This is a genomic window from Paraburkholderia sp. GW821-FHT02A12, assembly GCF_059422005.1.
The window spans coordinates 326,053-348,741 of sequence record NZ_JBWKWA010000002.1; the positions used below are offsets into that span (position 1 = coordinate 326,053).

22 protein-coding genes are annotated in these 22,689 nt (G+C 63.5%); 14 read left to right on the forward strand and 8 right to left on the reverse strand.

The window, feature by feature from the left end; translation table 11 throughout:
* Window positions 1-6: 6 nt before the first annotated feature.
* The 6 genes from xylA to AC07WT_RS22695 all read left to right on the forward strand — a co-directional run bounded on the left by xylA (window position 7) and on the right by AC07WT_RS22695 (window position 8,530).
* Window positions 7-1,329, forward strand: a complete 1,323-nt coding sequence (xylA, locus tag AC07WT_RS22670; protein ID WP_494948673.1) for a xylose isomerase — start codon at window positions 7-9, stop codon at window positions 1,327-1,329.
* A 179-nt stretch (window positions 1,330-1,508) separates the two neighbouring features.
* A complete protein-coding gene (xylF, locus tag AC07WT_RS22675) occupies window positions 1,509-2,537 on the forward strand; it encodes a D-xylose ABC transporter substrate-binding protein (RefSeq protein WP_494948674.1) in 1,029 nt (342 codons plus the stop codon).
* An 80-nt stretch (window positions 2,538-2,617) separates the two neighbouring features.
* Window positions 2,618-4,186, forward strand: a complete 1,569-nt coding sequence (gene xylG / locus AC07WT_RS22680; RefSeq protein ID WP_494948675.1) for a D-xylose ABC transporter ATP-binding protein — start codon at window positions 2,618-2,620, stop codon at window positions 4,184-4,186.
* On the forward strand, window positions 4,183-5,382 hold the full coding sequence (locus tag AC07WT_RS22685; RefSeq protein ID WP_494948676.1) for a sugar ABC transporter permease: 1,200 nt from the start codon (window positions 4,183-4,185) through the stop codon (window positions 5,380-5,382). The genes xylG and AC07WT_RS22685 overlap by 4 nt, the downstream gene beginning before the upstream one ends.
* Before the next feature lie 362 nt (window positions 5,383-5,744).
* Window positions 5,745-8,018 (forward strand): xanthine dehydrogenase family protein molybdopterin-binding subunit, encoded by a 2,274-nt coding sequence (locus AC07WT_RS22690; RefSeq protein WP_494948677.1) that lies wholly within the window; start codon window positions 5,745-5,747, stop codon window positions 8,016-8,018.
* A 50-nt stretch (window positions 8,019-8,068) separates the two neighbouring features.
* Window positions 8,069-8,530 carry a (2Fe-2S)-binding protein gene (locus AC07WT_RS22695; RefSeq protein WP_494948678.1) on the forward strand — a complete coding sequence of 154 codons (462 nt, stop codon included), beginning with the start codon at window positions 8,069-8,071 and terminating at the stop codon, window positions 8,528-8,530.
* 48 nt (window positions 8,531-8,578) lie between these two features.
* On the opposite strand, the gene AC07WT_RS22700 is transcribed toward AC07WT_RS22695, so the two are convergent.
* From AC07WT_RS22700 to AC07WT_RS22720, 5 genes are all read right to left on the reverse strand, one after another.
* Entirely contained in the window at window positions 8,579-10,081 is a 1,503-nt protein-coding gene (locus AC07WT_RS22700) for an efflux transporter outer membrane subunit (protein WP_494948679.1), read from the reverse strand.
* Complete coding sequence (locus AC07WT_RS22705; RefSeq protein WP_494948680.1) at window positions 10,078-11,094, reverse strand: efflux RND transporter periplasmic adaptor subunit; 1,017 nt, start codon at window positions 11,092-11,094, stop codon at window positions 10,078-10,080. Before AC07WT_RS22705 ends, AC07WT_RS22700 begins: the two co-directional genes overlap by 4 nt.
* The gene (locus AC07WT_RS22710; protein ID WP_494948681.1) at window positions 11,091-11,300 is read right to left on the reverse strand and encodes a DUF1656 domain-containing protein; all 210 of its coding nucleotides are present in this window, start codon (window positions 11,298-11,300) and stop codon (window positions 11,091-11,093) included. Before AC07WT_RS22710 ends, AC07WT_RS22705 begins: the two co-directional genes overlap by 4 nt.
* 57 nt (window positions 11,301-11,357) lie before the next feature.
* Window positions 11,358-13,460 carry an FUSC family protein gene (locus AC07WT_RS22715; protein WP_494948682.1) on the reverse strand — a complete coding sequence of 701 codons (2,103 nt, stop codon included), beginning with the start codon at window positions 13,458-13,460 and terminating at the stop codon, window positions 11,358-11,360.
* 149 nt (window positions 13,461-13,609) lie between these two features.
* Window positions 13,610-14,209, reverse strand: coding sequence for a histidine phosphatase family protein (locus AC07WT_RS22720; RefSeq protein WP_494948683.1), 600 nt, complete (start codon window positions 14,207-14,209; stop codon window positions 13,610-13,612).
* Between the two features lie 237 nt (window positions 14,210-14,446).
* Between AC07WT_RS22720 and AC07WT_RS22725 the strand changes: the two genes are divergently transcribed.
* Window positions 14,447-14,668 carry a CbtB domain-containing protein gene (locus AC07WT_RS22725; RefSeq protein WP_494948684.1) on the forward strand — a complete coding sequence of 74 codons (222 nt, stop codon included), beginning with the start codon at window positions 14,447-14,449 and terminating at the stop codon, window positions 14,666-14,668.
* Between the two features lie 11 nt (window positions 14,669-14,679).
* Entirely contained in the window at window positions 14,680-15,441 is a 762-nt protein-coding gene (locus AC07WT_RS22730; protein ID WP_494948685.1) for a CbtA family protein, read from the forward strand.
* A 317-nt stretch (window positions 15,442-15,758) separates the two neighbouring features.
* Here the strand turns inward: AC07WT_RS22730 and AC07WT_RS22735 are convergent, their stop codons facing one another.
* Window positions 15,759-15,983 (reverse strand): hypothetical protein, encoded by a 225-nt coding sequence (locus AC07WT_RS22735; RefSeq protein ID WP_494951150.1) that lies wholly within the window; start codon window positions 15,981-15,983, stop codon window positions 15,759-15,761.
* A 63-nt stretch (window positions 15,984-16,046) separates the two neighbouring features.
* Here AC07WT_RS22735 and AC07WT_RS22740 point away from each other — a divergent pair, with 63 nt between their 5' ends.
* Genes AC07WT_RS22740 through AC07WT_RS22755 form a run of 4 tightly spaced genes read left to right on the forward strand, consistent with a single transcriptional unit; the run spans window position 16,047 to window position 18,915 of the window.
* Window positions 16,047-16,823, forward strand: a complete 777-nt coding sequence (locus AC07WT_RS22740; RefSeq protein ID WP_494948686.1) for a CoA transferase subunit A — start codon at window positions 16,047-16,049, stop codon at window positions 16,821-16,823.
* A gap of 40 nt (window positions 16,824-16,863) precedes the next feature.
* The gene (locus tag AC07WT_RS22745) at window positions 16,864-17,571 is read left to right on the forward strand and encodes a 3-oxoacid CoA-transferase subunit B (protein WP_494948687.1); all 708 of its coding nucleotides are present in this window, start codon (window positions 16,864-16,866) and stop codon (window positions 17,569-17,571) included.
* The gene (locus tag AC07WT_RS22750; protein ID WP_494948688.1) at window positions 17,568-18,206 is read left to right on the forward strand and encodes a 2-hydroxychromene-2-carboxylate isomerase; all 639 of its coding nucleotides are present in this window, start codon (window positions 17,568-17,570) and stop codon (window positions 18,204-18,206) included. The genes AC07WT_RS22745 and AC07WT_RS22750 overlap by 4 nt, the downstream gene beginning before the upstream one ends.
* On the forward strand, window positions 18,199-18,915 hold the full coding sequence (locus tag AC07WT_RS22755) for a Crp/Fnr family transcriptional regulator (protein ID WP_494948689.1): 717 nt from the start codon (window positions 18,199-18,201) through the stop codon (window positions 18,913-18,915). The genes AC07WT_RS22750 and AC07WT_RS22755 overlap by 8 nt, the downstream gene beginning before the upstream one ends.
* A 118-nt stretch (window positions 18,916-19,033) precedes the next feature.
* On the opposite strand, the gene AC07WT_RS22760 is transcribed toward AC07WT_RS22755, so the two are convergent.
* On the reverse strand, window positions 19,034-19,906 hold the full coding sequence (locus tag AC07WT_RS22760) for a LysR family transcriptional regulator (RefSeq protein WP_494948690.1): 873 nt from the start codon (window positions 19,904-19,906) through the stop codon (window positions 19,034-19,036).
* Window positions 19,907-20,064: 158 nt separating this feature from the next.
* On the opposite strand from AC07WT_RS22760, the gene AC07WT_RS22765 reads away from it, so the two are divergent.
* Window positions 20,065-21,255, forward strand: a complete 1,191-nt coding sequence (locus AC07WT_RS22765; RefSeq protein WP_494951009.1) for a multidrug effflux MFS transporter — start codon at window positions 20,065-20,067, stop codon at window positions 21,253-21,255.
* Window positions 21,256-21,469: 214 nt separating this feature from the next.
* Here AC07WT_RS22765 and AC07WT_RS22770 read toward each other — a convergent pair whose 3' ends face one another.
* On the reverse strand, window positions 21,470-21,949 hold the full coding sequence (locus AC07WT_RS22770; RefSeq protein ID WP_494948691.1) for an Lrp/AsnC family transcriptional regulator: 480 nt from the start codon (window positions 21,947-21,949) through the stop codon (window positions 21,470-21,472).
* A 120-nt stretch (window positions 21,950-22,069) separates the two neighbouring features.
* On the opposite strand from AC07WT_RS22770, the gene AC07WT_RS22775 reads away from it, so the two are divergent.
* The gene (locus tag AC07WT_RS22775) at window positions 22,070-22,639 is read left to right on the forward strand and encodes an RBBP9/YdeN family alpha/beta hydrolase (RefSeq protein WP_494948692.1); all 570 of its coding nucleotides are present in this window, start codon (window positions 22,070-22,072) and stop codon (window positions 22,637-22,639) included.
* Window positions 22,640-22,689 lie beyond the last annotated feature (50 nt).

Sequence of the window (22,689 nt, forward strand, 5' to 3'; positions counted from 1 at the left end):
ACGCTGATGCCCTACTTCGAACACATCCCCGCAGTTCGCTACGAAGGTCCGCAATCGGATAACCCGTTTGCGTATCGCCATTACGACAAGAACAAGCGTGTACTCGGCAAGACGCTCGAAGAACATCTGCGTATCGCCGTCTGCTATTGGCACACGTTCGTCTGGCCCGGTGTCGACATCTTCGGGCAGGGAACGTTTCAGCGTCCATGGCAGCAAGCCGGCGACGCGATGGAGCGGGCGCAGCAAAAGGCCGATTCGGCCTTCGAATTCTTCACGAAGCTCGGCACGCCTTACTACACCTTTCACGATACCGATGTCGCGCCCGAAGGCGCGAGCCTGCAGGAATACAGCGAGAACTTCGCGCGTATGACCGACTATCTGGCGCGCAAGCAGCAGGACACCGGTATCAAACTGCTGTGGGGCACGGCCAATCTGTTTTCGCATCCGCGTTATGCGGCGGGCGCGGCCACCAGCCCAAATCCTGAGATTTTTGCGTTTGCGGCGACCCAGGTTCGCCACGCGCTCGATGCGACGCAACGGCTCGGCGGCGAAAACTATGTGCTGTGGGGGGGCCGCGAAGGTTACGATACGCTGCTCAATACCGACCTCGTGCGCGAACGCGACCAGCTCGCCCGTTTTCTGCATATGGTGGTCGAGCATACGCACAAGATCGGCTTCAAAGGCGCCTTGCTGATCGAACCGAAACCGCAGGAGCCGACCAAGCATCAATACGACTACGACGTGGCGACCGTGCACGGTTTTCTGCTGCAATACGGCCTGCAGAACGACATCCGCGTGAATATCGAAGCCAATCACGCGACGCTCGCCGGCCACTCGTTTCATCACGAGATCGCCACTGCGTATGCGCTCGGCATTTTCGGCAGTGTCGACGCGAATCGCGGCGATCCGCAGAACGGCTGGGATACCGATCAGTTTCCGAACAGCGTCGAGGAACTGACGCTGGCTTTTCACGAGATTCTCAAGCATGGCGGCTTTACGACCGGCGGCATGAACTTCGATGCCAAAGTGCGGCGGCAGAGCACCGATGCCGAGGATCTGTTTTACGGCCATATCGGCGCGATCGACAATCTGGCGCTCGCGGTGGAGCGAGCCGCAGCGCTGATCGAAAGCGATCGTCTCGAACAGTTCAAGCGTCAGCGCTATGCGGGCTGGGACACGGAGTTCGGCCGCAAGATCCTGTCGGGCGACTATTCGCTGTCGACGCTGGCCACGGATGCGTTGTCCCGCGGCCTGAATCCGCAGCATGCAAGCGGTCAGCAGGAGCGGCTGGAAAACGTGGTGAATCAGGCGATTTATGGCGTGCGCTGAAGCACCTCGCATGCAGTGAAGGCCGCGCAAAGACGGCGGGTAAGACATTAAAAAAAACGCGCGGCCACGCTGACCGCGCGAACAAAAGGAAGCTTTGGGTTGTCGCTTGTCCGGCCTTGTGGCTCGCAGCACGGGCCGTCCAATCCGGTATTCCGGCTATATCAGAAGAGGAGTGAGACATGAAATTCGCAACGCGCCGTACCGTTCTGAGTTCGTTCATATGTGGAGCGATGCTCGCCAGCCTGTCGCTTGTGGCGCCGCTCGCGCATGCAAGCAAGGATCATCCGGAAATTGGCTTCTGTATCGACGATCTGCGCGTCGAGCGCTGGTCGCGCGATCGTGACTACTTCGTCGCGGCGGCGGAAAAGCTCGGCGCGAAAGTGTCGGTGCAATCGGCCGACGCCAGCGAGGCGCGGCAGATCTCCCAGATCGAAAACCTGATTTCGCGCGGCGTCGACGTGATCGTCATCGTGCCGTTCAATTCGAAGACGCTCGGCAACGTCGTCGCCGAAGCGAAGAAAGCGGGCATCAAGATCGTCTCGTATGACCGGCTGATTCTGGATGCCGATGTCGATGCCTATATCTCGTTCGATAACGAAAAAGTGGGAGAACTGCAGGCGCAGGGTGTTTACAACGCGCAACCGAAGGGGAACTACTTCCTGCTCGGCGGCGCGCCGACCGACAACAACGCAAAGATGCTGCGCGAAGGGCAGTTGAAAGTGTTGAAGCCCGCTATCGATAAGGGCGACATCAAGGTGGTCGGCCAGCAGTGGGTGCCTGAGTGGAGCGCGTCGACGGCGTTGCGTATCGTCGAGGATGCGCTGACGGCGAACAACAACAAGATCGATGCGATCGTCGCGTCGAACGACGGCACCGCGGGCGGCGCGATCCAGGCGCTGGCGGCGCAGCATATGGCGGGCAAAGTGCCGGTGTCGGGCCAGGACGCGGACCTCGCGGCAGTGAAGCGCGTCATCGCCGGCACGCAGACGATGACCGTGTACAAGCCGCTGAAGCTGATCGCGGGCGAAGCAGCGAAGCTCTCGGTCGCGCTTGCGAAGGGCGAAAAGCCGGCCTATAACGCGCAATACGACAACGGCAAGAAGAAGGTCGACACGGTATTGCTGCAACCGACCTTGCTGACCAAGGGCAATGTCGATCTCGTCGTCAAGGATGGTTTCTATACCCAGGCTCAGCTCGCGAGCCAATGAGCGTAACGCGTGCGTGGCGGATCTCGATGCGCGTGACGCGCATCGGTGCCGCCGCGCGCCTTTGCAGCGAGGCATAGCGAATGACGCAACCTTTACTGACGATGCGCAGCATCGTCAAAGCGTTCTCCGGCGTGAAGGCGCTCGACGGCATCGACCTGACGGTCGCGCCCGGCGAGTGCATCGGCTTGTGCGGCGAGAACGGCGCGGGCAAATCGACGCTGATGAAAGTGCTGTCCGGCGTGTACCCGTACGGCACCTGGGACGGCGAAATCATCTGGGAGGGCGAGCCGCTGAAGGCCGCCAGCGTGCGCGATACCGAGCGGGCCGGCATCATCATCATTCACCAGGAGCTGATGCTGGTGCCGGAATTGTCGGTAGCGGAGAACATTTTCCTCGGCAACGAAATCACGCTGCCTGGCGGCCGGATGAATTATGCGGCGATGTATCAGCGCGCCGATGAGTTGCTGCGTGAACTCGCTATCGGCGGCATCAATGTCGCGCAGCCGGTGATGAACTACGGCGGCGGGCATCAGCAACTGATCGAAATCGCCAAGGCACTGAACAAACGCGCGAAGCTGCTGATTCTCGATGAACCGTCGTCGTCGCTGACGGCATCGGAAACACGCATCCTGCTCGACATCGTGCGCGATCTGAAACGGCGCGGCGTGGCCTGCGTGTATATCTCGCACAAGCTCGACGAAGTGGCAGCCGTATGCGACACGATCAGCGTGATTCGCGACGGCCGGCATGTCGCGACTGAGCCGATGCGCGCGCTGACGACCGAGCGCATCATCGCGATGATGGTGGGCCGCGAAATCAAGAATCTGTTTCCGCGCGAGCCGCATCCGATCGGTGAGGTCATATTCGAAGCGCGCCACGTCACCTGTTTCGATGTCACCAATCCGCGTCGCAAGCGCGTGAACGACGTGTCGTTTGCGCTGCGGCGCGGCGAGATTCTGGGCGTCGCCGGTCTGGTCGGCGCTGGGCGCACGGAGTTGATGCAGGCGATTTTCGGCGCGTATCCGGGGGCGAGCGAAGCGACGGTGGTGATGGAGGGTAAGCCGTTGAAAATTCGTGCACCCATCGATGCGATTAGCGCGGGCATCGGCATGGTGCCCGAGGACCGCAAGCGGCATGGCATCGTGCCGAATCTGAGCGTCGGCCACAACATCACGCTCGCGGTGTTGCAACGCTTTGCGAGCGGTGGCCGTATCGATTCCGCCGCCGAACTCGATACGATTCATACGGAGATGAAGCGGCTCTCGGTGCGCGCCGCGCATCCGATGCTGTCGATCGCGAGCCTGTCGGGTGGCAATCAGCAGAAAGCCGTGTTGACGCGCATGCTGCTCACCGACCCCAAGGTGCTGATCCTCGACGAACCGACTCGCGGCGTCGACGTCGGCGCGAAATATGAAATTTATAAACTGATCTTCCAGCTTGCACAGCGCGGCGTGTCGATCGTGATGGTGTCGTCCGAATTGCCTGAAGTGCTCGGTATCAGCGATCGCGTGCTGGTGATCGGCGAAGGTGAATTGCGCGGCGATTTCATCAACGAGGGCCTCACGCAGGAGGACATTCTCAGCGCCGCAATCCGTCCCGTGCAGCGATCCCCAAACCCAACCGCACCAACCGAAGCGAGTGCCGCATGACTCCCGACGTCACTTCACAACGCGCCGACAGTGCCGCGCCGCGAGGCGCATTCGGCGGTCCGCAGCGCATTCAGCAATTGTTCGCGCGCTACAAGATTCTCGCGTTGCTGATCGCGGTGGCCGCGATCTGGATGTTCTTTTCGATTCTCACGCACGGTGCGTTCGTTACGCCCCGCAATCTGTCGAATCTGCTGCGGCAGATGTCGATTACCGGCATGCTTGCGTGCGGCATGGTGTTCGTGATCATCGCCGGCGAGATCGATTTGTCGGTCGGGTCGTTGCTGGGCCTGCTCGGCGGCGTGGCAGCGATTCTCGACGTCAACCGTCACTGGCCGATCGGCGTCACGCTGCCCGTGGTGATGCTGCTCGGCGTAGTCATGGGCATGTTCAACGGATGGTGGTCGACCTACCGGCGCGTGCCGTCGTTCATTGTCGGCCTGGGCGGCATGCTGGCTTATCGCGGCATTCTGCTCGGCGTGACCGGCGGTTCGACCATCGCACCGGTCTCCGATAATTTCGTCTTCGTCGGCCAGGGGTATTTGCCGCGGCTTGCGGGCGATACGCTCGCCGTCGTGCTGTTTCTGCTGCTGACCTTTCTCACCGTGCGGCAACGGCGCAACCGCGAGCGCTATCAGTTGACGGTCGTGCCTGTCTGGCAGGACGTCGTGAAGGTTGTCGGCGCGGGCGTGATTCTGGCGGCGTTCGTCGCCACGCTGGATCGCTATGGCGGCATACCGGTGCCGGTTTTGTTACTGCTCGCATTGCTCGGCGTCTTCACGTGGATCGCGACGCAGACCGTATTCGGCCGCCGCATCTATGCCGTGGGTTCGAATCTCGAAGCGACGCGGCTGTCCGGCGTGAACACCAACCGCGTGAAGCTGGCGATCTTCGCGCTGATGGGGTTGATGTGCGCGTTCGGCGGCATCGTCAACACGGCGCGGCTCGCGGCCGGCTCGCCGTCGGCGGGTTCGATGGGCGAGCTGGATGCGATCGCGGCGTGCTTTATCGGCGGGACGTCGATGCGCGGCGGCTCCGGCACGGTCTACGGGGCGTTGATCGGCGCGCTGGTGATGGCGAGCCTCGACAACGGCATGTCGATGCTCGACGTCGACGCGTACTGGCAGATGATCGTGAAGGGCAGCATTCTGGTGCTCGCCGTGTGGATCGATGTCGTGTCGGGCTCGAACCGGCGTTGAACTTGCAGAGGTGCGTCAGGCGGAGGCTGACGCACCCGGATTGTTGCTTGCTGCTTCGCTCAACGGAGTCCCCCGTTGGCGGAAAAACGCGATGTCTCGCCCCTTCGCCATCCAGGCCAGTTGCACTGCAGCGTGCCGCCAAGCGGCGAATGACATTTAATGAAACGACACACGGCTTGCGCGTGGCGCTTTGATCACGCCGTTCCACCAGCCCGCCCCCGCCTGGCTTAAACGCGCGAGTTTCAGTCGGACGCACACTCGCGCGTCTTATTACTGTTTCGAAGAAGTGGAAGTGGAAGTGGCGCGGCGCCCGCCGGCGCCCTTGCAGCCTCCCGCCCTATGCACGCTCAACGAGTCATGTCATGTTAAAGCGCAGAACCTTCCTGCTCGGTGGCGCCGGCGCTGTCGGCGCGCTGCTGGTCGGCTGGTCGGTGCTGCCGCCGCGCCAGCGCCTGACCACGTCCACGCCGTTACCGGCCGAAGGCGCGCAGGCGGCGCTGAACGGCTGGGTCAAGATCGCCGCCGACAACAGCGTGACGATCATGATGAGCAAAGCGGAAATGGGGCAGGGTATCCACACCGGCCTCGCCATGCTGCTCGCCGAAGAACTGGACGCCGACTGGCCGCAGGTGCGGGTGGAGAGCTCGCCGATCGACAAGATCTATAACAGCGTGCAGAACATCGTCGACGATCTGCCGTTTCGTCCGGACGACGACAGCACCGTCAAACACGTCGCGGTCTGGCTGACGAGCAAACTCGTGCGTGAAGGCGGCACGATGATGACGGGCGGCTCGTCGAGTATCAACGACCTGTGGACGCCGATGCGCGAAGCGGGCGCGTCGGCTCGCGTGATGCTGATCGGCGCGGCAGCCGCGCAATGGCAGGTGCCGGCCAGCGAATGCCGCGCGGAAGCGGGCCACGTGCTGCACGCCTCGGGCCGCAAGGCGAGCTTCGGCGAACTGTCGGCGTCGGCTGCGCAGCAACCGTTGCCACGCAAGGTCACACTGAAAAATCCCGCCGACTTCAAGCTGATCGGCAAACCGGTGCGGCGCATCGAGGCCGCATCGAAAATCGACGGCACGGCGCGCTTCGGCATCGACGCGCTGCCCGACGGCCTTCTGTACGCCAGCGTCGTCATGTGCCCCACGTTAGGCGGCACCGTATCGCATTTCGATGCGTCGGCTGCGATGAAAATGCCGGGCGTCATCAAGGCTTTCTCGTTGAAGCCATACAACGGCGGTAGTGGCGGCGTCGCGGTGATCGCAGACAATCCGTTCCGCGCGATGAACGCAGTCGATGCGGTCGCGGTGGAGTGGCATCACGGCGACGCGGCCACCTTTTCCACCGCCGACCTGAACCGCCGTCTCGCGCAAGCGTTGGAAGACGGCGACGGCTACGCCTACTACCACCGCGGCGACGTGGATGCCGCTTTGCACGGCGCCGCGCGAACCGTCACCGCCGAGTACTACGCGCCATATCTAGCGCATGGCGCGGTCGAACCGATCAATTGCACTGTTCAACTCGCGGACGGTGCGGCCACCGTCTGGGTCTCGACGCAAATGCCGGCCCTCGCGCGTCACCACGTCGCGAAAGTGCTGGACCTCGACGCCGACAAAGTCGATATGCACACGCAACTGCTCGGCGGCGGCTTCGGGCGCCGTCTGGAGCTCGATTTCATTTCGCAGGCCGCGGCGATTGCGCGCGAGGGCGGCGGTGGCCATCCGGTGCAAACCATCTGGTCGCGCGCGCAGGACTTCACGCACGATTTCTATCGCCCGGCTTGCCTCGCGCGCTTCAAGGCGGGTCTCGACGGCGCGGGCAAGCTGGTCGCGTGGCATAGCACGTCGGCGAGTCAGGCGATCGTGCCGGAATCGCTCGCGCGTTACTACGGCGTGCCGCGTATTCCACTCGACAAGACCACGTGCGAAGGCGCCTTCGATCAACCGTATGAATGGCCCACGGCACGCGTGGCCCACGAGATCGTGGAGTTGCCGGTGCCGGTCGGATTCTGGCGGTCGGTCGGCCATTCGCACCAGGCGTTTTTCACCGAGAGTTTCACCGACGAACTGGCCGCGGCCACAGGCCGCGATCCGATTGCGTTCCGCGCGGCGCTGCTCACGCAGCATCCGCGGCATCTGGCCGTGCTGCGGCGTGTGGCGGCCTTGTCCGAATGGGGACATCCGCTGAAGCACACCGCCGACGGCGCCCCGCGAGCGCGCGGCGTCGCGCTGCACGAGGCGTTCGGCAGCGTCGTCGCGCAAGTGGCGGAGGTGTCGCTCGGGCCGGACAAACGGATTCGCGTGCATCGCGTGGTCTGCGTGATCGATTGCGGAATGCCGGTGAATCCGAACCTGATCCGTCAGCAGATGGAGAGCGCGATCGTGTTCGGTCTCTCGGCCGCGTTGCAGGATGAAATCACGATCGTCAACGGCCAGGTGCAGCAGAAGAACTTTCTCGACTTCCCGGTGGTGCGGATGAACGATTGTCCGGTGATCGAAACCGACATCATGCCGAGCCAGCTGCATCCGCAAGGCGTCGGCGAACCGGGCGTGCCGCCGATCGCGCCGGCAGTCGCCAACGCGGTGTTCGCGCTCACCGGCCAGCGGCTGCGAGCGTTGCCTTTGAAGCCCGCTTGAATCTCACTTGAAGCGCACGAGCATGTACTCGGAAAAATACGGAGAACAGCATGGGATCGCTGAACATCAACGGCCGGGCGGTGGCCGTGCAAGCCGAATCGGATATGCCGCTTCTGTGGGTGCTGCGCTGCGAACTCGGCATGACCGGCACGAAATTCGGCTGCGGCGTGGGCATTTGCGGCGCGTGCACGATCCATCTGGACGGCAAGGCGTCCCTTGCCTGCCAGACGCCAATGTCGAGTTTGCACACGCAGAAGGTGACGACGATTGAAGGCGTGCAAGGCGCCGAGGCGCAGGCACTGAAGGCGGCGTGGCTCGATCTTGACGTGGTGCAGTGCGGCTATTGCCAAAGCGCGCAACTGATGGCGGCCTGTGCGCTCCTCAAGCAGAAGCCCGATCCCACCGACGCCGACATCGACGCGGCGATGTCGAACATCGTTTGCCGTTGCGGCACGTATCCGCGTGTGCGGGCCGCGATTCACCAGGCAGCGGCGAAACGGCGACCGGCCTAGGGCCGCCGCGCTAGCGCGGGCCGTCGTCAGAAGCGATCGAGGCGCCGATCAAGGCGTTTTGGTTTCGACGACTGCGGTTGGCACTGCCTTGGCGGGCGTTGCAGCAGCCGGCGCCGTCTGCGGATTAGTGTCCCAGCCGCCGCCGAGTGCGAGGAACAGATTGACCTGATCGATCGCCACCTGGCCTTCCGCCGCCGCCACCTGAGACTTCGTCGACGTCAGCGTGCGCGTTGCGTCGAGATCCGAGATGAACGACTCGCGTCCGGCGAGGTACAGCCGGTGCGTTTCATCCGCCGACTGCGTGGCCGACTTCAGCGCGGCACGCAATGCATCGGCGCGGTTGTAGTCGGCGGCGTAGGTGGCGAGGCTGGTTTCGGTCTCGCGCAAAGCGGTCAGCACCACGCCGTCGAATTTCGCCAACGCCACATTGCTCGACGCTTGCGCTTCGCGCACGCGACCGCGCGCGCCGTTCGTCGGGAAGGTCCAGCCGATCAGCGGACCGAAGCCCCAGCGCGCGGTCGGCGACGTGCCGAGGTCTTCGAGAACCCCCGTCAAACCGGCCGAGGCACCGATGCTCACCGTCGGATACAACGCGCCGGTCGCGACACCGATCCGCGCCGTCGAAGCCGCCAGTTGACGCTCGGCCTCGCGCACGTCCGGACGGCGCTTGAGCAGCGCGGCGCCGTCGCCGATCGGAATCGGTTGACGGATTGCCGGCAGCTTGTTGCAGGCCAGCACCGCCGGCGGCAAATCGGACGGTGCGCGTGCGAGCAGCGCGGCCAGCCGGTATTGCGCGATCTTGCGGCGCGCCGTATAGCGCGGAATATCCGCGGCGAGGGTATCGACCTGCGTCTGGCCGCGCGTCACATCGGTCTGATTGCCGCGGCCCGCGTCACGCAGACGGCGCGATACAGCCACGCGCTGCTTTTGCAGCGCCAGCGACTGCTGCGCGATCCTGAGTTCCTCGGCCGCCGAGCATTGTTCGACATAGGAGCGCACCACGTCCGCGACCACCGTGATTCGCGCGAGATCGCCGGCCGCCTGCACGGACTCGGTGTCCGCTTGCGCCGCCTCGACACCGCGCCGCAGCTTGCCGAACAGATCGATTTCGTACGAGATGCTGATGCCGATGTCGCCTTCATTGACGACCGGCAGTTTCTTCGTGAGCAGAAACTGCTCGGCCGATTCCTGCGCGCGCTCGATCGCCGCCGAAGACTTGCCGGAGAAACCGCCCTGCGCTTGCGCGACGCCCAACGCTTCGCGCGAGCGCGCCAGATTCGCCGCGGCCACCCGCAAGTCGGTGTTCGATTGCAGCGCTTCGTCGACGAGGCTGTTCAGCACCGGATCGTCATAAAGCTTCCACCACACGGCGGGCACATTCTGCCGCGACGTCAACGCGGAGTCGGCGCCTTCGAGCGGCGCATTGGCGAGCGGCGCGTTGACCAGCGCCTGCTTCGGCAGCGAGTAATCGGGGCCGACATTAATACAGCCGTTGAGCGCAAGGGTCAAAGGCAACAGCGGCAACAAGGGCAGGGCGCGCGGCAGCTTCATTGCGAGGCGCCCGAGATGACAGCGGTGGAGGACGCCGGCAGTGCGGCAGAGGCAGCCGGAACAGCGGGCGCAGACGAAGCCGCCGGGGCATCCACGGCGCCGGACGTGCGCGCCGTGTCGGAAATCCGGCGTGGCTTGCCGCCCGGCGACAGATCGCGCACCGACACCGTCGCGGTACGTCCGGCGATCATGCGGAAGTCGGCGGGAATTTCGTCGAGCGCGACGCGCACCGGAATCCGTTGTGCGAGCCGCACCCAGCTGAACGCCGGGTTCACGTTCGGCAGCAGGTTCGAGCCTTGCGTGCGGTCGCGGTCCTCGATCGCGGCGACGATGCTCTGCACATGACCGCGCAGCACGTTCGGCTCGCCCATCACCTTGATATCGACCTGCTGGCCGATGTCGATGCCGCGCAGCTTGGTTTCCTCGAAGTAGCCGTCGACGCGGAACGAATGCATATCGACCACCGCCAGCACCGGCCGGCCCGTCGCGACGAACTCGCCGGTGCGCGGCGCGCGGTCGTTCAGATAACCGTCGACCGGACTCACGATGATGGTGCGTTGCAGATTGAGCCGGGCCGTATCGATCGCGACGTTCGCATCGGCGAGCGCGGCTTCGGCCTGCTCGACGCGTGAACGGCTTTCTTCGGCGGCTTCCGCCGCGACCAGGTTGCCCAGCTTACGGTTGCGCGCATCTTCGCGGCGCGCCTGATCGAGTGTCGCGCGGCGTTGCTGCGCGGTGGCTTGGGCCTGACGCAACGCGAGCGTGTAACGCGCCTGGTCGATGACGAACAACACCTGGCCCTGCTTGACCTGCTGGTTGTCCGCTACGTCGACGGATGAAATCAGCCCCGAGATGTCCGGCGCGACCTGGATCACGTCGGCGCGCACGTGACCGTCGCGGGTCCACGGCGCGAACATGTAATAGCCGACCAGTTTCCACAGCACGAGGGCCGCGATCACGACGACGATCAGGGTCAGCAGAACTTGACCGACGGAGAACCAGGTTTTTTTCACGTTATTAGTCTGTGCGAAACGATGACGACAAGGCCCAGCACCAGCACGTAGATGCCGAGATCGAAGATGGAACGGTGCCAGACGAAGCGGTAAAAGCCGACGCGTGCGAGCGCCGTGCGGATGACCTGGTTGATCAGATAGGCGATCAACATCAGCACGAGCACGGCCGGCACGAACACGCCGAAGATATCGATTTCACCGATCATCGCGGAGAGTGGGCAAAGGGTGAATGACGGAGCGGAACAGGTTGCTGGACAGACGCATCAGGTGACGGCCTCCGGTTCGGGCGGCGTGAGCGTGGTTAGCGTGGCCGGAAACAGCGACAGACGCAAGCCGACCAGCGCGTGCAGCGCGTCGCGCAACAGGCGTGCCGAAGTCTGCGAGGTCGCGCTCGGCGCGCCGGCATTGGCGAGCCCCTGGGCCGTGACGCGCGCCACGGCTGTATCGATTGACGACATCAGGCTGGCGGGCACCGGTTGGCGCACGCGCTGATCGACGCAGGTTTCGAAGTGTTCGCGCACGCCGTCGAGCACGTGGTCGATTGCGGCCGGCGCTTCGCCGCCGAGCTTGCGGGTCAGCCGGCGCAGGTCGAGCGCGTTGAAGGCGATGCGCAGATCGCGGAAGCTTTCGATCGACGGATGGCGATGGTCGTCGGTGGCGGCGAGGCGCGGGATCAATTGCATCAGACGGTCGAGCATGCGCGCGGCGAGATTGCGCGGATCGTCGATCGGCCGCGTGGAGGCGGTCAGCGCCACGTCGGCCCAGCTCGAACGCAACAGCCGCGCCGCCGCGAGTTCGGCGCCGAACGGACGCGTCACGCGGGTCCACAGGAATGCGTACAGCAGACCGGCCAGGCCCGCGAGGTTGCTGTTCATGAACACCAGGAAGTCGGCGTCGTAAGCATCCTGAATGCTGATGAAGGTGGCCGTATTGACGGCGACCAGCATCGTGGCGAGATTGAATTGCGGGCGCGGAATCAGCGTGCCGACGAAGATGAACGGCGCGGCGAAGATGACCACCAGCATCGGAAAGTCATGCACGTGCGGCAGCACGGCGAACAGATAGAGGCCCGCGAACACCACGCTGGCCGCCGTCGACGTAAAGAACTTGAACACCATCGGCGCGGGTTCGTCGAGCGCGGCGAAGAAGCAGCATGCGACCGCTGCGAGCGTCACCGCGCCGGCTCCGTCCGCCCAGCCTGAACTAATCCACAAGCTGCACGCGAGGATGATCGCGCCGACGGCGGAGCCGGTCGAAAACAGCATGATGCCGCGGTCGAAGTAGCGCTCGGTGCCGCCCAGGCGCCAATGGCGAAAACGCGGCCGCCATGAACCTTCTTCGCGCGTGATGATGATGCGCAGCGTGCGGCAGTCCTGCCAGACATTGACCACCTGCTTCAGGCGCCACAACGCGCTCGACAGCAGCGCGCCGTCCCAGCTCGCCATTACTGCCGGCGGCGGCTGCATCGCCGCGATCCGCGCTCGCAGCGCGTCGGCCACAGGGTCGGGGTGGTTACCCTTGCTGGCTGCGGGAAGCGGCGCATTGAACCACTTGATGACATCGGCGAGCAAGGCTTCAAGACCCTCGGGCCATGAATGCCGGCCGCTGTTGTAGAGCGCGATCAGCGGATCGGCCAGCGCCGACATGAGCGGCAGCAGCAATTGCATGCGTCCGCGCAGTTCGTGAGCGCGCGCCAGAATGTCTGGCCGCGTGTGGTCGTAAGCGAGCTGGCTCAGCAGCAGTTCCAGCCCGTTGATGGTGGCCGCGAGCCGCTGACGGGCCGCCGAAATCGCCGAGCCGGCAATGCGTCCCGACAGCGTTTCGGTCGCGTAGAACGCGGCGTCGCGAAACCACGCATCGGTCCGCTCGATGATGGTGGGCGCGAGCCGGCTCGGAAACACCGCCCCGCCGACAATGCTCGCGCACACGATGCCAAGCGTGATCTCTTCAGTGCGGGTGATCGCCAGGTCGAACACGCCGCCCGGATTGGTCACCGAAGGCAAGGCGATCATCGGCAGGGTATAGCCCGCCAGCAGGAACACGTAGCTGCGCGCGGTGCGGTCGGAGATCGCCAGATACAGCAGCGTGCCCGTCCACAACGCGACCACGACGCTGAACAGATACGGCGATTCGACGAACGGCGGCACCACCAGAATCGCGCCCGCCGCGCCGATCGCGGTGCCGAGCGCGCGATAGAGCGCCTTCGATCGGGTCGCGCCGACAAACGGATTCGACACGATGTAGACCGTCGCCATCGCCCAGTACGGCCGCGGCAGTTCGAGTGCGAGACCGATGTAGAGCGCGAGCATGGCCGCGGCAAAGGTCTTGACCGAGAACAGCCAGTCGCGAATGGAGGGGTAGACCATAAAGCGTTACGCCGTATCCCTGGTATGGTGTGGCGCTGCGGAGTTTGCTCGGCCTTGGTTTAATGTGTGCTGACCGTGCGGCGTAAGGTGTCCAGGTTCGTCATGGGCGCCATTGTATTTCCAAAATATTCGTTAGCAAACTATTGAAATTACAGCCGCGCCGGCCACCACGCCCAGCCACGCTGCGAGCGGCGCAACTCGACCGCCGAAAGCGGTGCGACCTCGATGCGTGGAAACACAGCGGGCGACGCACCGAGCGCATGAACGACCGCGGCGCGGATCACCGTCGCATGCGTGACGCCGACGACATGACGCGCATCGTTTTGCGTTTTGTTTTGCGCGCTTTTTAGTGTGTTGCTCAGCGCGTCGAGCCATGCTCCGATCCGTTTCACGAGCTGACTGAACGACTCGCCGCCATACGTGGCCGCGTCAGGATCGCGTGTCCATGCGGCGAGCTCTTGCGGCGCCGCGACGGCGAGATCCGCGAGGCGCCGGCCATGCCATTGTCCGTAGTCGATATCGTCCAGATCGGGCGCGATCTTTGCCCCGAGCCCTAACGCCGATGCTGTTTCGCGTGCGCAAAGGGCCGGGCTGACGAAGGCCGTTGCGTCGCGCGCGATCGACAGACGCTCGCGCGCGGCGGTGGCTTCGGCGAGGCCGCGTTCGTCGAGTGGATCGTCGGCGGGGAAGCGGGCTGCGCGCATGGCCGCGGTCGACGCGTGGCTGATCAGTAACAGCCGGATGTCCATTCGGTTCCTTTCGATAGAGGCCGCGCCAAAGCCGGCCGCTGCGTGCAGGCTTTGCTTTGCCGAGGGACAAAGTTTAGCGCGTAGAATGGCGGGACTGCGAAGCGCGGAAGCCGGTGAGAGCCCGGCGCGGTCGCGCCACTGTAATCGGTGCTTCACGAGCCGAAAGCCAGACCTGAGCTTCGCATCATTCCTCTTCAATCGACTATCGGGGCGCGTTACCCCCAGGAGATGTCCATCATGACCGATGCTGTTTTCGATCCGGCCACTCAGCCCGCCATTCAACCCACGCCGATACCGCTGCGTGAATTGCTGCCTTGGGTCGTGTTTGGCGGCTTGCTGCTGTTGCTCGCGCTTTATTTCGTCGGTGCGGAACAGGGCGCCACGTCGCTGATTCCTGGCATGTATGTGCATGAGTTCGTGCACGACGGCCGCCATCTGCTCGGCTTTCCCTGCCACTAACGGAGTCGAACATGGTTGGTAAGTTGCTGGTACGCGGGATGCTTGCAGGCATCGCCGCGGGACTGCTCACGTTCGGCTTCGCCAGATTCGTCGGCGAGCCGCAGGTCGAGCAGGCGATTTCGCTGGAGGACAAGGCGGAAGCGGCGAGCGGCGACGAACACGAACACGAACACGAACACGGCGAGTTGGTGAGTCGCGACACGCAAGCGGGCTTGGGCTTGCTGACCGGCGTGGTGACGTATGGCGCTGCATTCGGCGGATTGTTCTCGCTCGTGTTTGCTTATGCGTATGGCCGCGCTGGCGCGTTGAGTGCGCGCGCGTTGTCTGCATGGCTTGCACTTGGCGCGTTCATTGCATTGGTGATCGTGCCGAACATCAAGTACCCGGCGAATCCGCCGTCCGTCGGCGACCCTGAAACGATCGGGACTCGAACGGGCTTGTTCTTCCTGATGATTGCCATTTCGCTGACCGCGATGGTGTTTTCGCTGAAGGTGCGGCGGCGCGCAGTGATGAAACTGGGCGCGTGGAACGGGTCGATCGTGGCGGGCGTGGTGTTTATCGTGATTATCGGCGCGGTGCAATTGTCGATGCCGACGGTCAACGAAGTACCGGTTGGTTTTCCGGCCATGCTGTTGTGGAAGTTTCGCGTCGCGGCGATTGGCATGCAGGTGATCATGTGGACGACGATCGGCTTGCTGTTCGGCGCGATGGTGGAGCGGAGCCGCTTGCTGGACGAGGCGGGCCGCGTGGCGAAGAAGTCGGCTTACCTTTGATGCGGGAGGCGCGGTCCCAGAGGCGGCCGCGCCGGCGCGCAGCGCGCAAGAGTTTATTTACATCAAGCACTTGGCGCGGTTGTGTGGATGTTATCCACAGGCTTGCGAACATTTTCTGTGGACAAGTCCACGGGTGATGGGGCAACGCCGCAGGGCACGCAGACAAAGGCGCCACGAAGGCGCCCTTACGCACGGGGCCTGGTTTCAGATCGCGCCGAACTGATTGGACTCAATGGCCCGGCGTGGGGGCGGCTGTGTTGGCAGCTCCCACGTGCAGCGCGAAAGAACGCAACGGTATCAAGCACTTGTCGCGATTGTCAGGATGTTATCCACAGGCTTGCGAACAATTTCTGTGGACAAATGGGGGGGATGTAATTCGACGCGCCGAGCACGGCGACGAACAGCTCGGCGTCGCGGATTTCGCCGGTCCTCCCGTCGATGACGGCTATCCTGTCGCCGGAGTAGTCGACGAACAGCTTCTCGCCAGGCGCGTGACGGTCCCCGCCGACACATCGCTGCATTCGTCGCCAAATGTCATCCACACGACAACTTCTGCTCGCACTTGCTCCTACACTGCCGCTACGACAACAACCAGGGAGACGATCGTGCGATACGCCAACAAGGTGGTATCGATCGACGAGGCACTTTCACACGTGCGGTCCGGCACGCGACTGATGCTCGGTGAGTTCGTCGGCGCGGGAGAGGCCGCACGGTGCATCGAGGCTTTGCTCTGCAGCGGTGTGAACGAACTGACGTTGATCGCCAACACGCCCGGCCTGCGCGGCGGCTTCCTCAAGGCGAAGCTGTTCGCGTCGGGTCAACTGACCGAGTTCATCGGCACGCACGTCGGCACGACGGAGGAGTCGACGCATGCATACCTGACCGATGCGGTGCGGGTGACGGAGTTCTTCCCCATGGGCACGTGGGCCGAGAAGGTACGGGCCGGCGCGCTGGGGCTCGGCGGGGCGCTGGTGCCGGTAGGTATCGGCATCCTCGACCAGCCGGGGATGTTTCCCGCGCGCGATGCGCTCAAGCAGAAAATCACGATCGACGGCCGCGAGTTTTTCGTCGAGCCGCCGCTGCGCGCGGATGTGTCGATCATCAAGGGCTGGCGGGCCGACACGTTCGGCAACGTGGAGTTTCGCGGCACTTCATTGCAGAACCAGCGCGACATCGCGATGGCGGGCCGTTACACGATCGTCGAAGCGAATGAGATCGTCGAGGTCGGGACGATCCCGCCAGAGCGGGTGGGTTGTCCCGGTGTCTTCGTCGACGCGGTGGTACAAGGGCTAACGCTCGAAGCGCAGCATGCGCTTTACAGACAGCATTGGACCAGGCTCGGACGGTTGCCCGACGCTATCGCCGTCGAAGCTCGTGCATAAAGCGCGCCCAGTCCCTGTCAAAGCCATGGAGGAGACCGTCATGCCGTCACAAGCCTTTCCCCAAGACCCTAAACAGCGCATTGCCGCACGCTGCGCGCAGGAATTGCGCGCGGGGGAAGTCGTCAACCTGGGTCTCGGCATTCCCACGCTGACGGCCAACTATCTGGATGCCGACGCCGGCGTGATCTTCCATACCGAAAACGGCGCGTTCGGCTTCGGCGGCCGACCGCCTCTCGACGCCATCGACAGCGACTTCACCAACGCCGGCTGCGAGCCCATCACGCTGCCGCCCGGCGCGGCCATCATGGACCTCGCCACGTCGCTTGGCGCAATGCGCAACGGCTATATCGATGTAACCATTCTCGGCGCGCTGGAGGTCGATGCACTCGGCAACCTCGCCAACTGGGCCTGTCAGCGCGGCGGAAAGTGGTGGCCGGGAATCGGCGGGGCAATGGACCTGTGCTACGGCACACCCAGAGTGATCGCAGCGCTTATGCATACCGACAAGCACGGACGCTCCAAGATATTGCCGCGTTGCACGCTGCCACTCACCGGGCGTGGCTGTGTGAAGGTGATCGTTACCGAGCACGCCGTCTTCGATGTGACCAGCGAAGGTCTCGTTTTGCGCGAAATTCTTTCGCATGCGACACTCGCCGACATACGCGCCGTGACCGAGGCGCCGTTCACGGTGGCGCCCTCCTTACAGGGGCTGGTGACCCGAACGAAGACAGGAGGAAACGCGCAATGAGTGCCGCCAGAACCGCAGCGTGGTTCTTCGATTTCGTTTCGCCCTTCGCGTATCTGCAACTGGAGCAGTTTGAGCGGCTGCCATCCACGCTGAACGTCGAGCTGCGCCCGGTTGTGCTGGGCGCGCTCTTGAAGCACTGGGGGCAAAAGGGGCCGGCTGAGATTCCGGCCAAGCGAATCTTCACCTATCGCTACGCACAATTTCGCGCAGAGCAGCTCGACATCCCGTACCGCATGCCGTCCGCGCATCCGTTCAACCCGATCAAGCCCCTCCGGCTCGCGATTGCAATGGGCGGCTCGCAGGACGCGGTGCGGCGCATCTTCCGCCATATCTGGCGCGACGGGCACGAGGTCGCGTCTCCCGAGGGGTTCGCCGCGCTGTGCGAGGCAGTGGGCTTTCCACAAGGCTTGACCGCCGTCGAGGAGCCTTCTGTGAAGGAGGCGCTGCGCGCGCACACCGACCAGGCGATTGCGCTCGGCGTGTTCGGCGTGCCGACTTTCGCGTTGGATGGGGAGCTGTTCTGGGGCGAGGACGCCACGGCTCTGTTCGCTCGGTGCCTCGAATCCGGCGCCTGGCTGACTTCGGCTGAGGTGCGACGCATCAGCGCGCTGCCGGTGGGAATCCAGCGTGGCTGAGAATCGCGGCGCCTGCGTCGAGCCGGCACGACCCGGGATCAGCCGCGCACGGCTGGCACACATCGCTTCGTGGTCGATCGACCTGCCCGACGACGAAGCGGAGTACGCGTGTGCCGGCATTGTTGAGAAGACCTTTGCGCGCGGCGTCTGCATCTGCCCCAAGAACACCGTGCTTGAAAGCTGGACCGGCGTGGTGACTGGGCTGATCAAGATCGGCACGGTGTCGCCCGAAGGACGCAGCGTCACCTTCACCGGCGTGCCGGCGGGCGGCTGGTTCGGCGAGGGAACCGTACTGAAGAACGAGCCGCGCCGATACGACATTGTGGCCTTGCGCGACACGCGCATGGCCTTCATGGAGCGGGCCACGTTCATGTGGCTCGTCGAGAACAGCGTGGCCTTCAACCGTTTTCTGGTGCGCCAGCTTAACGAGCGGCTCTCGCATTTCATGGCGCTGCTGGAGTATGACCGCCTGCTCGACGCCACGCCCCGGCTCGCGCGTTGCATCGCGTCGCTGTTCAACCCAGTGCTCTATCCCGGCGGCGGCGACCACCTGGACATCACGCAGGAAGAACTGGGCCTGCTGTCCGGCATCACGCGACAGGTTGCCAACCAGGCACTCAAGACGCTACAGAAGGACGGCATCGTGCGGCTGGAATATGGCGGGATAACCGTGGTGGACCTGGAGCGGCTGCGCAACTACGGCACATGAGGGCGTTGATAATCATGTAGATGTTGCTCAACGCCAGTGCGGTGAAGGCGCACTATCTGAATGCCCCCCAGAAACTGCTGCGAGCAGGCTGCTGGCGTTCGCCGAACTCTCTTATGGCTCATCCGTGCTCAAACACGGAAATCAGGGCATCGACGACCACGCGCACCCGGGCGGTACGCGCGAGGTCCTCGTGCAATACAAGCCATGCTTCATACGCTGCCGCACGTTTGCGCTGCGGCCAGATCCGCACAAGTCCGGGATCGCGCTGCGCCAGGTAGGACGGCAATTCGCCGACGGCCAGCCCTGCGCGAATGAAGGTCGCCAGCATCAGACTTGAATCCAGCTCTGCGACGATATGACCGTGCGTCGTCGGCTCGCCCGCGAGCGTACTCTCCTGATTCTCCGTCACCCCGGACTGATAGACCGCCAGGTCGTGGCCGGCAAAGGCCATCCCCGGTTGCGGCTCACCGCGGACCTCGAGATAGCGCCGGGTCGCATAGAGACCCACGTCCCACTCCCCCAGTTTCCGAACGATCAACTCCGCGTGCGTCGGACGTACGGTGCGGATAGCGATGTCCGCTTCGCGTCGCGCAAGGTCCAGGACGCGAGTCGTCGTGGTGAGAATGACGCTGACATCCGGATGACTGCCGCGCAGTCTCTCGATCGCGGGAATCACAAAATCTACAGCCAGCGCGTCGGTTGTCGTCACGCGGACTTCGCCGGAAACACGCTCGTCGGCCCCCTCGGTGCGACGCTCGAAGGACACGGCGAGGCGCTCCATCGGCTCAGCCACTTGCCGGGCCTCCTCACCGCTTTCAGTGAGCACATAGCCGGCGTTGGAGCGCAGGAACAGCCTGGCGGAAAGGCAAGATTCGAGCGCGGCGAGTCGCCGCCCCACCGTGGTCTGGTCGACGTCTAGCGCGTGTGCGGCCCCTCGCAGCGTGCCAGCGCGGTAGATCGCCAGAAATACCCGGATGTCGTCCCAGTTCATTGCGCTCCCTGAAATGCAAATTTGCAGCCATGCGCTGCATTGTTATGCATTTTCACATCCATGTCGCCTCGCTAACATGCGTTCGCCGTGCCCGTTCGTCTCAGTCGAAGTAATTTCCAGCGCCATTGGACGGCGTTGGCGCCCTGGAGTCCTTTCTCATGCCACGAGTTACCCTCATTCTGATCGTCGCGATGCTGAGCGCCTTCGGCCTGATCGCATCCGACGTTTACCTGCCCGCCATGCCGGCAATGGCAGGCGAGTTCGGGATCGCTGACTGGCAGATGCCGCAGACCGTCTCCGCCTATCTGATCGTGCTGGCGGTCGCGCAACTCTTCTACGGCCCGCTCTCCGATCGCCGGGGCCGCAAGCCGGTACTGATCGGCGGCATTCTTCTCTACATCGCCGGCTCGATCGGTTGCGCCGTTACCAATGGCTTCATACCCTTTCTCGCCTGGCGCATGCTGGAAGCCCTCGGCGCTGCCGCCGGGCTGGTCATTGGACGTGCGATCATCGCCGACACCTGTGACAAACGAGCCTCGGCGAAGGTGTACAGCGTGGTCTATCCGCTTGTTTCACTGTCGCCTGCGCTTGCGCCGGCCATCGGCGGCTACCTCGCGGCAGGGTTCGGCTGGCGCGCGGATTTCCTCTTCGTGGCGGTCTTTGGAGCCACCGCGCTGCTGCTGGTACTGTCGCTGCTGAAGGAAACCCGCCCCGAAACGCAGAGCGCCGGCCATTCCTTTGCTGGATTCAGTCACGTGCTGCGGGACCGCGTCTTTCTTCGCTACGCGCTGGTGGTCTGCGCGATCTACTGTGCCTGGTTTGTCTACCTGACCCAGTCGCCCTTTCTGTTCGAGCGTCTCGGCTTGCCGGAAACGGTCAGCGGTTGGCTCTATCTCCCGCTGACCTGCGGCATCATCATGGCGAACGTGGTCTCGAAACGGCTGCTCGATCGCTGGTCGTACGACAGCATTGTCGTTGGCGGGGTAAGCTTTTTCATGCTCGGCGGCGTCGCCTTTGCGCTGGTGACGAGCTTGCACGTTCCGGGCGCTGCGGCCATTGTGTTGCCCATGCTCCTTGTCAGTCTATCCAACGGTTCATCGTTGTCGCTGGCTGTTTCGGGCGCAATTTCGAGCGAGCACGGACACGCAGCCACCGCCTCCGGTCTCGTCGGCTTCTTTCAGATCGGTAGCGCATCGCTCGCCTCAATGGGAATCAGCGCCGTGTTTGGCACCGGGAATGCCGTGCTGTCAGCATCCATTCTCGTTTTCTCCCTGGTTGCCGCCGCCGCGATTGTGCCGCAGTGGCTGACCGCACGGAAAAGGCTGTCCCATCGACAAATGACTTCATAGCGGCCATGGCAAGCGATGAGGCAATGACTGGTCGTGAGCAGCCGCTCCGTGGAGAGCGGTAAGACCGAGACGCGTCGTGAAAGACGACTCCGTGCAGCACGGTGTGGCTCGCTGTTGCCTGCGGCTTTGCGGTTGCAAACCTCTACTACAACCAGTCAATGTTGCCTCTGATCGGCGCCAGTTTCGGGCGTGATGCCAGCGACCACAGAAAGGGCTATTGCTGGTGGAGTCGTCGGAGCAACTCGCGCCCGATGGATTTCGGCGTTTCGCTTCGCAACACCAGAGACGTCGTGACGGAGCCGAAGCGCGCGATTGAATCGACGATCGTCTCGAGTTCCGCGGGAGACGGTACGAGCACCTTCAGCAGAAAACAATCCTCGCCGGTCAGGCGCAATACCTCCAGAACATGCGGCATCTCCGAAAAGCATTTCAGGCATGGGCCAATGTGCTCGTGCGTGGTGCGCAGGCGAATCACCGCCATCAGATTGAGACCCAGCACGGACGGATCGATTCGCGCCGAGTAGCCGACGAGAACTCCCCGTTCCTCGAGCCGCTTGACGCGCTCCGAAGTCGCCGGTTGCGACAGGCCAATCATGCGGCCAAGCTCGGATATCGAAATTCGCCCGTCTTTCTGCATGACTTCGATGATCAACACGTCTGTCTGATCCAAAGGAAATCGCACTCTATCGTTCATCGTCCACCGCACTTTTAAAGTATCGACAAATACCCGGTTATACCGATAGTTTGCCATGTCAATTCATGAGCGGATCGGCGATGATCGTCTGCGTTTTTTCTAACTATCATCGGATGATTCATGACCTCAGAGATCATTGTCCTGCCCGGGATCGGCGGGTCGGGCAAAAGCCATTGGCAAACTCATTGGCAAACGCAAGACCCGGCGATGCGCCGCTTCCAGCCCTCCAGTTGGGACCAGCCGGACCTGGAAGACTGGATTGCCTCGCTCGACAGCGCCATCTCGGAAACGGACGAACCGCCCCTGTTAATCGCTCACAGCCTTGCTTGCCTGCTGGTTGCGCACTGGGCGGCGAGGACTGCGACACCGGTGCGCGGAGCATTCCTGGTGAGCGTCCCCGACCCTCGATCCGCCGTCTTCCCGGCCGAGGCCGCGGCGTTTGCCGACCCGCCGGAGGCAGCCTTGCCTTTCCCATCGCTCATCGTCGCCAGCGAAAACGATCCGTATGGAAGTCTCGAATACGCCAGGCGGCGCACCCAGCAATGGAATGGCGCACTGGTGGTTGCGGGCGCACTTGGCCATATCAACGGGGGTAGCGGAGTAGGTAACTGGCCTCAGGGCGCGGCGCTTTTCGAAGCCTTCCGGGCAGGGACCAGAAACCAGGTACCTAATGTGGTTCTGGCGCAGTAACGCGTTGAGGTCAAAATTTGGCAGACGGAAATTGATGAAGGCCCGATGCC